11 protein-coding genes are annotated in these 12,046 nt (G+C 38.4%); all 11 read left to right on the forward strand.

What is annotated here, in order from left to right; all coding sequences use genetic code 11:
* The first annotated feature begins 17 nt into the window (after positions 1-17).
* The 11 genes from H7U04_RS07255 (at position 18) to ftsH (ending at position 11,797) form a co-directional block, all read left to right on the forward strand.
* On the forward strand, positions 18-209 hold the full coding sequence (locus H7U04_RS07255) for a DUF951 domain-containing protein (RefSeq protein ID WP_110980769.1): 192 nt from the start codon (positions 18-20) through the stop codon (positions 207-209).
* 209 nt (positions 210-418) lie between these two features.
* Positions 419-1,534 carry a redox-regulated ATPase YchF gene (ychF, locus tag H7U04_RS07260; protein ID WP_073690163.1) on the forward strand — a complete coding sequence of 372 codons (1,116 nt, stop codon included), beginning with the start codon at positions 419-421 and terminating at the stop codon, positions 1,532-1,534.
* 71 nt (positions 1,535-1,605) lie between these two features.
* Complete coding sequence (gene pth, locus H7U04_RS07265; RefSeq protein WP_037597255.1) at positions 1,606-2,175, forward strand: aminoacyl-tRNA hydrolase; 570 nt, start codon at positions 1,606-1,608, stop codon at positions 2,173-2,175.
* Positions 2,168-5,674: a transcription-repair coupling factor gene (mfd, locus tag H7U04_RS07270; protein WP_110980768.1), complete on the forward strand. Its 3,507-nt coding sequence runs from the start codon at positions 2,168-2,170 to the stop codon at positions 5,672-5,674. The genes pth and mfd overlap by 8 nt, the downstream gene beginning before the upstream one ends.
* Before the next feature lie 184 nt (positions 5,675-5,858).
* Positions 5,859-6,134 (forward strand): RNA-binding S4 domain-containing protein, encoded by a 276-nt coding sequence (locus H7U04_RS07275; RefSeq protein WP_002883975.1) that lies wholly within the window; start codon positions 5,859-5,861, stop codon positions 6,132-6,134.
* Positions 6,118-6,489 (forward strand): FtsB family cell division protein, encoded by a 372-nt coding sequence (locus tag H7U04_RS07280; RefSeq protein ID WP_037597264.1) that lies wholly within the window; start codon positions 6,118-6,120, stop codon positions 6,487-6,489. Before H7U04_RS07275 ends, H7U04_RS07280 begins: the two co-directional genes overlap by 17 nt.
* Positions 6,489-6,620 (forward strand): SP_0009 family protein, encoded by a 132-nt coding sequence (locus H7U04_RS07285; protein WP_002883955.1) that lies wholly within the window; start codon positions 6,489-6,491, stop codon positions 6,618-6,620. Before H7U04_RS07280 ends, H7U04_RS07285 begins: the two co-directional genes overlap by 1 nt.
* Positions 6,617-7,909 carry a serine hydrolase gene (locus H7U04_RS07290; RefSeq protein WP_073690161.1) on the forward strand — a complete coding sequence of 431 codons (1,293 nt, stop codon included), beginning with the start codon at positions 6,617-6,619 and terminating at the stop codon, positions 7,907-7,909. Before H7U04_RS07285 ends, H7U04_RS07290 begins: the two co-directional genes overlap by 4 nt.
* Complete coding sequence (tilS, locus tag H7U04_RS07295; RefSeq protein WP_073690160.1) at positions 7,909-9,174, forward strand: tRNA lysidine(34) synthetase TilS; 1,266 nt, start codon at positions 7,909-7,911, stop codon at positions 9,172-9,174. The genes H7U04_RS07290 and tilS overlap by 1 nt, the downstream gene beginning before the upstream one ends.
* Before the next feature lie 81 nt (positions 9,175-9,255).
* Positions 9,256-9,798 (forward strand): hypoxanthine phosphoribosyltransferase, encoded by a 543-nt coding sequence (gene hpt, locus H7U04_RS07300; RefSeq protein ID WP_002883962.1) that lies wholly within the window; start codon positions 9,256-9,258, stop codon positions 9,796-9,798.
* 19 nt (positions 9,799-9,817) lie between these two features.
* The gene (ftsH, locus tag H7U04_RS07305) at positions 9,818-11,797 is read left to right on the forward strand and encodes an ATP-dependent zinc metalloprotease FtsH (RefSeq protein ID WP_002883966.1); all 1,980 of its coding nucleotides are present in this window, start codon (positions 9,818-9,820) and stop codon (positions 11,795-11,797) included.
* Positions 11,798-12,046 lie beyond the last annotated feature (249 nt).

Raw genomic sequence — 12,046 nt, forward strand, 5'->3', positions numbered from 1 at the left:
TACTAGAAAGGGAGTTTATGTACCAAATTGGAAGTTTAGTTGAAATGAAAAAACCACATGCTTGTACTATCAAAGCAACAGGAAAAAAAGCTAATGAATGGGAAGTAATCCGTCTTGGAGCTGACATTAAGATTCGTTGTACGAATTGTAATCATGTGGTCATGATGAGTCGTCATGATTTCGAGAAGAAACTTAAGAAGGTTTTATAACAGATGTTGGAGAGACTATATAACGAGAGTTTTATGTTAAGAAAATTAGTTCACTAGCAATATAAAGACTTTCTAAAGTCCCTAATCATCTTCTTTATAGCATTCTTTGCCTTGCTTTCCTTTTTATGATTCTCAAAGGGAAGTTGCCTATTTTTAACAATTTTTGTGTTATAATTAACTGAATTACTTTTTTATGGAGAAATAAATTAATGGCTTTAACAGCAGGTATCGTCGGTTTGCCAAACGTTGGTAAATCAACTCTTTTCAATGCAATTACAAAAGCGGGTGCGGAAGCTGCTAACTATCCTTTCGCGACAATTGATCCAAACGTCGGTATGGTTGAGGTACCAGATGAGCGTTTGACCAAACTGACTGAACTTATTACCCCTAAAAAGACAGTTCCAACTACATTTGAGTTCACAGATATTGCGGGTATCGTAAAAGGAGCATCAAAGGGTGAAGGTCTTGGAAATAAGTTCTTGGCGAACATTCGTGAAGTAGATGCGATTGTCCATGTGGTTCGTGCTTTCGATGATGAAAACGTTATGCGTGAACAAGGGCGTGAGGATGCCTTTGTAGATCCGGTGGCTGATATTGATACAATCAATCTAGAATTGATTTTGGCTGACCTTGAATCAATTAACAAACGTTATGCGCGTGTCGAAAAAATTGCGCGTACACAAAAAGATAAAGATTCTGTAGCAGAGTTTAATATTCTTCAAAAGATTAAACCCGTTCTAGAAGATGGTAAGTCTGCACGTACGATTGATTTTACTGAGGAAGAGCAAAAAATTGTTAAGGGACTCTTCCTCTTGACAACAAAACCAGTGCTTTACGTGGCTAACGTTGATGAAGATCAGGTCGCAAATCCTGATGATATTGATTATGTGAAGCAAATTCGTGAGTTTGCAGCGACTGAAAATGCAGAAGTAGTTGTTATCTCGGCACGTGTTGAGGAAGAAATTTCTGAATTGGATGATGAAGACAAAGAAATGTTCTTGGAAGACCTTGGTTTGACAGAATCAGGAGTTGATAAACTGACACGCGCAGCCTATCACTTGCTTGGTCTTGGAACTTACTTTACTGCTGGTGAGAAAGAAGTACGTGCTTGGACCTTTAAACGCGGTATCAAGGCACCACAGGCAGCCGGAATTATCCACTCTGACTTCGAGAAAGGCTTTATCCGTGCCGTAACCATGTCTTACGATGATCTCATTAAATATGGTTCTGAGAAAGCTGTTAAGGAAGCTGGTCGCCTTCGTGAAGAAGGAAAAGAATACGTTGTCCAAGATGGCGACATCATGGAATTCCGTTTCAACGTTTAGAAAATAAAAATAGTGCACAAGGCTGAAAAGTATTTTTCAGTCCTTTTGCTGTTTATCAAAGAGGAGAAATAATGACAAAATTAGTAGTTGGCTTGGGAAATCCTGGTTCAAAATACCATGAGACACGTCACAATGTTGGTTTTATGGCTATTGACCTAATGGCTAAGGAACTGGGATTAACTTTTTCTGAAGAAAGGACCTTTAAGGCTGAAGTGGCTTCGACCTTTTTAAACGGTGAGAAGGTTTATTTTGTGAAACCAACAACCTTTATGAATCTATCAGGTCTAGCTGTTAGAGCATTACTAGCTTATTACAATATTCCCATGGAGGATTTTATCGTCATTTACGATGACTTAGATATGGAAGTTGGGAAATTGCGCTTTCGTCAAAAAGGTTCAGCGGGTGGTCATAATGGTATTAAATCTATCATTGCTGAAACTGGCACTCAAGAATTTGACCGTATAAAAATTGGTATTGGCCGCCCACAGAAAGGAATGACGGTCGTTAATCATGTCCTTGGAAAATTTAGTGAAGATGACTATGCCACAATTTTACTGACTTTAGACAAGGTAGAGACAGCCCTCAATCATTATCTGAAAACCAATGATTTCGAAGATACTATGAGGCGTTATAATGGCTAATACTCTATTAGATCTTTTTGAGAAGAATCATCAATTGCTTGAGTGGCGTGATAAAGTAACCCTATTGAGTAGGCAGTTGGTCATGGGATTTTCTGGTTCCAGCAAGGCAGTTGTCATGGCATCCGCTCTTTCTGAGCAGGTTCCTAAGATTTTAATAGTTACTTCAACACAAAATGAAGCTGAGCAACTGATAGGAGATTTGTCAGCTATCTTAGGAGAGGATAAGGTTTATTCTTTTTTTGCAGATGATGTAGTAGCTGCAGAGTTTATCTTCTCTTCACCAGAAAAGACCCATTCTCGTCTTGAAAGTCTTAATTTTTTAATGGATAAAGAGGCCAGTGGGGTTTTGGTCATGAGTTTAGTTGGTACTAAGTTACATTTGCCTAACCCTAAGGTTTATAAAGACTCTCGCATTGACTTAACACTAGGGGAGGAACATGATTTAGAGGCTCTCAGTAAGCATCTGACTCATATTGGATACCAAAGAGTGGAGCAAGTTCTCTCACCTGGTGAGTTTAGTCGGAGGGGCGATATTTTAGATATTTATGAAATGACTTCAGAGCTCCCCTACCGTTTAGAATTTTTTGGAGACGAGATTGATGGCATTCGTCAGTTTGATAGCGATAGTCAGAAATCTTTAGACAATTTAGAGCATGTTATCGTATCACCAGCAGATGATATTATCTTAACAAGAGAGGATTACCAACGTGCTGAGAAGGCCCTAGAAAGTGCGGTCTCAAAGGCAGAAGGTCCTCATAAGGCTTACCTTGAGGAAGTTCTGTCGGTTACGATTGATGGATACCGTCATAAAGATTTACGTAAGTTTTTGTCTCTCTTTTATGATAAGGCTTATACCTTATTTGACTACCTTCCCAAAGGAACTCCTGTATTCATTGATGATTTTCAAAAGATAGTGGACCGCCATGGACGTCTTGAATTGGAGGTGGCTAATCTTTTAACTGAGGATCTTCACCAAGGCAAGTCTCTGAGTCATCTAAATTACTTAGTGGATTCATTTAAGACTTTACGTAACTATCAGCCAGCTAGTTTCTTTTCGAATTTTCATAAGGGCTTGGGAAATCTTAAATTTGATAAGTTGTATCAATTTACGCAATACCCAATGCAGGAGTTCTTTAACCAGTTTCCACTTCTAGTTGATGAAATACATCGCTATACCAAGAATAAGGCTACAGTTATTTTACAAGTGGGGTCTGAAAAGCAACTCAAATCTTTGAAGGAAACCTTGGAAGAATATGATTTAGATTTACCACTTAGTAGTTTTGGAGATTTGATTCCTTATAAGCCTCAATTAGTTATAGGAAACTTATCCAATGGTTTTTACTTTGCTGATGAAAAGCTTGTTCTGGTCACTGAACGTGAGATTTTCCATAAAAAAGTAAAACGTCGTGCGCGTGCCAGTCACGTTTCCAATGCTGAGCGTCTAAAAGATTACAATGAGCTTGAAAAAGGTGATTATGTTGTACACCAGACTCATGGTATCGGACAATTTAAAGGTATTGAGACTATTGAGATTAAAGGGGTGCATCGTGACTACTTGACCATCCAATATCAGGATGCTGCAACAATTTCTCTACCTGTTGAGCAGATTGAGAGTCTCTCTAAGTATGTGTCAGCGGACGGGAAAGAGCCTAAAATTAATAAACTCAATGATGGGCGTTTCCAAAAGACTAAACAAAAAGTAAGTAAGCAAGTAGAGGATATTGCTGATGACCTCCTAAAACTCTATGCCGAACGCAGTCAACTTAAAGGTTTTGCATTTTCACCAGATGATGATAATCAAAGGGATTTCGAAGATGATTTCGCCTATGCTGAGACAGAGGATCAATTGCGTTCTAGCAAGGAAATTAAGGCAGATATGGAGTCAGACAAACCCATGGATCGTCTCTTGGTTGGTGATGTTGGTTTTGGTAAGACAGAGGTAGCTATGCGTGCCGCCTTCAAGGCAGTCAATGATGGAAAGCAAGTTGCTATCCTAGTTCCTACAACGGTTCTTGCCCATCAGCACTATTTGAATTTTAAAGAGCGTTTTGAAAATCATGCCGTTGAAGTAGATGAACTCAGTCGTTTTAGAAGTAAAAAAGAGCAGAATGAGACTATTGAAAATCTAGCTAAAGGGCGTATTGATATTATTATTGGTACTCACCGCCTACTGTCTAAAGATGTTAAGTTTTCTGACTTAGGCTTGCTAGTAATTGATGAAGAACAACGTTTTGGCGTGAAGCATAAAGAGAAACTTAAGGAGTTGAAAGCTAAGGTTGATGTCCTTACTCTAACTGCGACACCTATTCCTCGTACGCTTCATATGTCTATGCTAGGTATTCGTGATTTGTCGATTATTGAGACAGCCCCTACCAACCGTTATCCAGTTCAAACTTATGTTATGGAAACTAATCCTGGTCTTATTCGAGAAGCGATATTAAGAGAGATGGACCGAGGTGGTCAGATTTTTTATGTTTATAATCGTGTTGAAACCATTGATCAAAAAGTTTCTGAATTACATGAGCTAGTCCCTGAAGCACGTATCGGATTTGTTCATGGTCAGATGAGTGAGGTTATGTTGGAGAATACCCTCTTGGATTTCTTGAATGGTGATTACGATGTATTGGTAGCAACGACCATTATCGAGACAGGGATTGATATCTCCAACGTTAATACTCTCTTCATTGAGAATGCAGATCATATGGGCTTATCTACCCTTTATCAGTTGAGAGGTCGTGTGGGACGTAGTAATCGAATTGCTTACGCCTATCTCATGTATCGTCCTGACAAAGTGTTGACGGAAGTCTCTGAGAAGCGATTGGATGCTATTAAGGGCTTTACAGAACTGGGATCAGGTTTCAAAATAGCCATGCGTGATTTATCAATTCGTGGTGCGGGGAACATTCTTGGTGCTTCTCAAAGTGGTTTCATCGACTCAGTCGGGTTCGAGATGTACTCGCAACTCTTGGAAGAGGCTATCAATAAACGTCAAGGTAAAACTCAAGTTCGACGTAAAGGAAATGCAGAGTTCAATCTTCAGATTGATGCTTACCTCCCTTCTGACTATATTTCTGACGAGCGCCAAAAAATTGAAATTTATAAGCGTATTCGAGAAATTGAGAATCAGAAAGATTATCAAGACCTTCAAGATGAGCTTATTGACCGCTTTGGAGAATATCCAGACCAAGTTGCCTATCTCATTGAGATTGGTCTGGTTAAGGCCTATTTGGATGCTGCCTTTGCAGAATTAGTTGAGCGTAAGAACGATACTATCACTGTTCGTTTCGAAAAAGCCTCTCTCAAATTCTTCTTGACTCAAGATTATTTCGAAGCCATCTCTAAAACGCATTTAAAAGCAAAAATCAGTGATAACCAGGGGAAAGTTGAGATTACTTTTGATGTTCGTAACAAGAAAGACTATGAAATTCTTGAAGAATTAAAGATTTTTGGACATACATTTATGGAAATCAAAGAACGTAAAGAAAAAAAAGAAGCTTAAGGAAAGTTTAAGTAAGTCTCTCTATACTATAAAACATCCTAAAACTTTTCTTTTTCATAAATCTCCTGAGAGGGTCGACTAGTGTCGATCCTCTTATTTTTGTATTGAAAAGGCTTTAGTCCCCTATTTTCTAAAAAAAATGCTATCATAGAAGAGATATCCTAACGAAAAGGAAACAGTAACATTGAGATTAGACAAATATTTAAAAGTATCACGAATTATCAAACGCCGTCCAGTTGCTAAAGAAGTGGCTGATAAAGGGCGTATAAAAGTAAATGGTGTACTCGCTAAGTCATCTACAGATTTAAAAATTGGTGACCAAGTGGAAGTTCGTTTTGGAAATAAACTCTTGACTGTCCGTGTTCTAGAAATGAAAGATAGTACGAAAAAAGAAGATGCGGCAAAAATGTACGAGATTATAAGTGAAACAAGGATTGAAGCAGATGAGCAAGAAGCCTAATATTGTACAGCTTACGAATGATTACATTGATAGTGCCAATCAAGAGCAACGATTAGAGCGTGCCGAACACGAACAAAGGAATCGCTTTATGGGGTGGATTCTCTTTGTGGTTGTTTTACTCTTTATCTTGCCAACCTACAATCTGGTTGAGACCTATATGAACATCAAACAGCAAGAGAAGGAAGTCTTGTCGCTTCAGAAAGACTATGATAAATTGTCAGATCAGACAAAGGAACGAAAGGATTTGGCTAAGAAACTTAAGGATGATGCTTTCGCCGAGAAATATGCGCGTGCTAAGTACTATTATTCACGTGAAGGAGAGTCTATCTATCCTGTACCAAGCTTATTACCCTAATGAAAGATTTACTTAAAACTGTAGAAACTTTTTTAACCTATTCAGAAGCCAAGTTAGAGGAACTATCAGAAAAAAATCAGCAACTTAAAACGGAATTACCGAGGAAAGAGGAGGTGAAGAAACAAGCATGAAAAAGCTCTTAATAGCTGCAACTGTTGTGCTTGTATCTTCTAGCCCTCTAGTCCTACTTCCTATGGAGAAGGAGCTAGCTCTGACCCCAAAACAGGTTCAAAAATTGACTCAAAATACTACAGCTAGCTTGAGTCAATTTAAACAGATTCCTAAAAATCCAAGAACGATAACAAATATCCTAACTTATAAGAACAAGGAATTAACCGAATTTAAAACCAGTATCCAAGCGGATACCAAACTATCGATTTCTACTATTTTTTGGAATGCAAAAGGTGAACCTGTTTTCCAACTTCAAGATGGTGATTATGTAGCCGCTAGTCAGAAATCAATTGTGGATGATAGTATCTATAATCAAAAACCAGTAGATATGACCTTCTGGACTAAAGATGGTTTAACGGTATACAAAGAACCTTACGTGTTAGGAACCGAAAAAGCTGACTCTAAACTCGCTAGTTTCAAACCTATTAAGGTTAGCCAAGCAGCTCAGACGCATGCAGGGACCTACTATTTGGTAGACGGAGAGGGGTGGATTAACGCTTCTGATTTGTCAACGACTGATAATCGCATCGAGTCTGTTCAAAAAGTCCTTAATGAGAAGTATAACAATCAAGAGCGCATTTCAGTTTATGTTAAACAGCTTGATACGAACCGAGTAGCTGCTATCAATGACGAAAAAAGCATGTATGCAGCTAGCGTAGCGAAGCTTGGTGTACTCTACTATGCACAGGAACGTCTGTCTCAAGAGAAATTAGCATTATTAGATGAGTATCAATATACCTCTGCTGTGAATGGTTTTCCAGGTGCTTATGATCCAGATGGTTCTGGAAAGATTAGTAAGATGCCTGATGATAAGAATTATAGCTTGGAAAATCTGTTAAAGGCTGTAGCCCAAAACTCAGATAATGTAGCGACAAATATATTAGGTTATTATGTAGCCAATCAGTATGATAAAGCCTTCCAAAAATCAGTAGATAAAGCCGCAGCGACCTCGTGGAATATGGATAAAAAGGAGTTGACTGCTAGAGCCGCAGGTACTTTGATGGAGGCTGTTTATAGACAAAATGGAGATATTATCAATTATCTTTCAAGCACGGACTATGATGGCGAACGTATTTCCAAAAACATTGATGTCCCTGTTGCACATAAAATAGGGGATGCCTACGACTTTAAACATGATGTCGCTATTGTTTATGCAGATTCTCCCTTTATTTTATCGATTTTTACGGATAAAGAAGGCTATGACAAAATCACCTCAATTGCAGATGATGTTTATGGAATTTTGAAATAATGACACAAAAATTGTTGCAAATGATGCAAGCCAAGGGTTATTTTAACCGGCACAAGAAAATTTTAGTAGCAGTATCAGGTGGAGCAGACTCTATGAGTTTGCTGCACTTTTTGTATAACCATCAAAAAGATTTGGATATTCAGTTGGGGATTGCTCACGTTAATCATAAACAACGACAAGAGTCGGAGCATGAAGAAGCGTATTTACATCATTGGGCAGAGGAACACAAGGTCCCTTTTCACTATAGTGCATTCTCAGGAAAGTTTTCAGAAAATGCTGCCCGTACCTTTCGCTATGAGTTTTTTAAGCAGGTCATGAAAGATTATGATTACTCTGCTCTTGTAACAGCCCATCATGCAGATGATCAGGCAGAGACAATTTTTATGAGACTGTTGAGAGGAAGTCGTTTAAGACACCTGACAGGAATTTCAGCTATCAGACCATTTGGCACTGGTCAGATTATTCGTCCCTTTTTGCATCTTACGAAAGCTCAGCTTCCCGTAACTTTCCATTTTGAAGATAGGAGTAATACTTCACTAGCCTACCTTCGGAATCGCATCAGACTGTCCTATCTTCCTACTTTATCTCAGGAAAATCCTAAAATTAAGGAGCACCTTTGTCTTTTAGCCGAGGAGATTGGTCTTATGGAGCAAGCTCTAGGAGAGTTAACAAAGGATATTAGTACCACTGATTTATCTGTTTTTCAGCAACAGTCAGATGCTGTCCAGCTTTTTCTTCTTCAGAATTATTTAGACTCCTTTCCTGATTTACAGCTTTCTAAAGGCCAATTTAATCAATTGATAAGTTATCTAAGGAAAAACGCTTCAGGAAAGATGCCCCTAAAAAATGGTTATGAACTAGTAAAAACACAGACATATTTCTTGATAAGGAAAGAAGCGTCTATTTCTTTATCGCCTCCTTGTCTCTTAGAATTTGGAAAATCTGTTGAGTTTGAGGATTATACCTTGACTTTTTCAGAATTCAATGATGTTTCTAACACAGATGCTATTAGTATTTGGTCAGATGCCCCAATAGTGATTCGTCATAGAAAAGAAGGCGATAAGATTGACCTTGGTAGTCACCATAAAAAATTAAGACGACTGTTTATAGACAATAAGATTTTAGAGAAGGATCGTCAAAAAGCCATTGTAGGAGAACAAGATGGTCATATTATTTTTCTTTATGTTGCTGGGCGTCTCTATTTGAAAAAAAAACCTGAAAATGCTATACTTTATGGCACTGTAGTCATTTATAAGAATTTCTAATCAAATACCATGTTCAAATAACGATGATTGAAGTAAAAGTGGTATAATAACAGAATATTGACTTCGAGAAAGGGAACCCAAATGTTAGAAAAAGACATAAAAAAAGTCCTCTTTTCCCAAGAGGATATCGTAGCTAAAACTAAAGAACTAGGACAACAACTGACAGAGGATTATGCGGGGAAAAATCCTCTTCTAGTCTGTGTTTTGAAAGGTGCTGTTCCATTTATGGCAGAACTTATCAAACATATTGATACCCATATTGAGATGGACTTTATGGTCGTTTCAAGTTATGGTGGCGGAACTGTCAGCAGTGGTGAAGTAAAGATTCTTAAAGATGTTGACACTAATGTTGAAGGACGAGACATCATCTTTATTGAAGATATCATTGATACAGGTCGTACGCTCCTTTATCTTCGAGATATGTTCAAGTACCGTAAAGCCAATTCAGTCAAAATCGCAACTCTTTTTGATAAACCAGAGGGTCGTGTTGTTGATATTGAGGCAGATTACGTATGTTATGATGTCCCTAATGAATTTATCGTTGGTTTCGGACTAGACTATGATGAAAAATACCGTAACCTCCCTTATGTCGGTGTCCTAAAAGAAGAAATTTATACAAAATAAGTAAAGGTCTAATTAATTTATGAATAATAAAAATAATAATGGCTTCTTACGGAATGCTTTTCTCTACATCATAGTTATTATTGCGGTTGTAACCGGAGTACAATACTTTGCAGGAGGAAGCCAAAGCCCAAGTCAACAATTGTCTTACACACAGTTGGTTAAGAAAATTGAAGATGGTAAGGTAAAATCTATCACTTATCAGCCAGACGGTAGTATCATTGAAGTTAAAGGTAGCTACAAAAAGGCTGAAAAGGTTGATACTGACCTTAGTCTACCATTTTTAGGTAGTGCATCATCAGAGACACGTAGCTTTACATCGACTGTGCTGCAGAATGAAACAACCATGCAGAAATTGCAATCAGCATCAGAAGCAGCTGATGTTAATGTTAAAATGATACGTGAAAGTTCAAGTGGTGCTTGGATTTCATATCTTTTTAGTTACCTACCTTTGATTGGGATTGCTATTTTCTTCCTTTTCATGATGAATCAAGGCGGTAACCGCGGTGCAATGAATTTTGGCCGCAACCGTGCTAAGACTCAATCAAAAGAGAATATTAAAGTTCGTTTCACAGATGTGGCTGGTGCTGAAGAAGAAAAAGAAGAACTTGTAGAAGTCGTAGATTTCCTCAAAAATCCACGTAAATATAAAGCACTTGGTGCACGTATCCCTAAGGGTGTTCTCCTTGAAGGCCCTCCAGGGACAGGTAAAACTCTGCTTGCTAAAGCTGTTGCTGGTGAAGCAGATGTTCCTTTCTTTAGTATCTCAGGTTCTGATTTCGTAGAGATGTTTGTCGGTGTCGGAGCAAGTCGTGTTCGTAGTCTTTTTGAAGACGCAAAAAAGGCCGAACGTGCTATTATCTTTATTGATGAAATCGATGCGGTTGGCCGTCGTCGTGGTACTGGAATGGGCGGCGGTAACGACGAACGTGAACAAACCCTTAACCAACTGTTGATAGAAATGGATGGTTTTGATGGAAATGAGAATATCATTGTCATTGCTGCAACCAACCGTAGTGATGTTCTTGATCCAGCCCTCCTACGTCCAGGCCGTTTTGACCGTAAAGTTCTTGTTGGTCGCCCAGATGTAAAAGGCCGAGAGGCTATCTTGAAAGTCCATGCCAAGAATAAACCATTGGCTGAAGATGTTGACCTTAAAGTTGTTGCTCAACAAACTCCAGGTTTTGTTGGAGCAGACTTGGAGAATGTCTTGAATGAAGCAGCTCTAGTTGCTGCACGACGTAGTAAGACTAGAATTGATGCTAGTGATATCGACGAAGCAGAGGATCGTGTTATTGCTGGACCATCTAAGAAAGACCGCCAAGTTTCAGAACACGAACGTAAAGTTGTGGCTTACCATGAAGCGGGTCATACAATTGTTGGTTTAACACTTTCTAGCGCTCGTGATGTTCACAAGGTTACTATTGTTCCACGAGGTCGCGCAGGTGGTTATATGATTTCTCTACCAAAAGAGGATCAGATGTTGTCATCTAAAGATGAGCTAAAAGAACAATTGGCAGGTCTTATGGGTGGACGTGTTGCAGAAGAAATTATTTTCAACGTTCAAACATCAGGTGCTTCAAATGACTTTGAGCAAGCGACACAGTTGGCACGTGCAATGGTTACTGAATATGGTATGAGCGAAAAACTTGGACCAGTCCAATATGAAGGTAATCATGCGATGAATCCAGGACAATTCACTACAGATAAGTCTTACTCAGCTCATACAGCTCAACTTATTGACGAAGAAATTCGATCACTTTTAGTTGAGGCACATGACAAAGCAGCTGAAATTATCAATGCAAACCGAGAAACACATGCTCTCATTGCAGAAGCTTTACTTAAGTATGAAACACTCGATGCTGCACAAATCAAGTCAATTTATGAGACTGGTAAGATGCCGGAGGATTCTCTTGGAGACTCAGAAGAAGATAATCATGCCTTATCTTACGACGAAGTCAAAGAAAGAATTGAAAATAAAAATAAAGATGAAGAAGAGTAAGGAGTTCTACTCTTCTTTTTTTTAAGTAAAATCGAGAGAAAAAATACCATTAAAAAACATTATAAAAAAAGAAAATTAAAATCATTGCAAATTATTGACAAGATAAGTCAGAGATGATATTATAAATAAGCTGCTTCGGAAGGGGCGGCGAACACGAGAAGTAAAAAAACTTAAAAAAAGTGTTGACAAGCTATTCTAGATTTGCTAGAATATAGGAGTTGTCTTAAGAGAGACAAAGACCTTTGAAAA

It is taken from the genome of Streptococcus sp. 22.1, from assembly GCF_016648645.1.
GTDB lineage: Bacteria > Bacillota > Bacilli > Lactobacillales > Streptococcaceae > Streptococcus.

Excerpts from the sequence above, each read along its gene's own strand:
- H7U04_RS07255 (WP_110980769.1), top strand. The coding sequence starts at position 18 with ATGTACCAAATTGGAAGTTTAGTTGAAATGAAAAAACCACATGCTTGT.
- ychF (WP_073690163.1), top strand. The coding sequence starts at position 419 with ATGGCTTTAACAGCAGGTATCGTCGGTTTGCCAAACGTTGGTAAATCA.
- pth (WP_037597255.1), top strand. The coding sequence starts at position 1,606 with ATGACAAAATTAGTAGTTGGCTTGGGAAATCCTGGTTCAAAATACCAT.
- mfd (WP_110980768.1), top strand. The coding sequence starts at position 2,168 with ATGGCTAATACTCTATTAGATCTTTTTGAGAAGAATCATCAATTGCTT.
- H7U04_RS07280 (WP_037597264.1), top strand. The coding sequence starts at position 6,118 with ATGAGCAAGAAGCCTAATATTGTACAGCTTACGAATGATTACATTGAT.
- H7U04_RS07285 (WP_002883955.1), top strand. The coding sequence starts at position 6,489 with ATGAAAGATTTACTTAAAACTGTAGAAACTTTTTTAACCTATTCAGAA.
- H7U04_RS07290 (WP_073690161.1), top strand. The coding sequence starts at position 6,617 with ATGAAAAAGCTCTTAATAGCTGCAACTGTTGTGCTTGTATCTTCTAGC.
- tilS (WP_073690160.1), top strand. The coding sequence starts at position 7,909 with ATGACACAAAAATTGTTGCAAATGATGCAAGCCAAGGGTTATTTTAAC.
- hpt (WP_002883962.1), top strand. The coding sequence starts at position 9,256 with ATGTTAGAAAAAGACATAAAAAAAGTCCTCTTTTCCCAAGAGGATATC.
- ftsH (WP_002883966.1), top strand. The coding sequence starts at position 9,818 with ATGAATAATAAAAATAATAATGGCTTCTTACGGAATGCTTTTCTCTAC.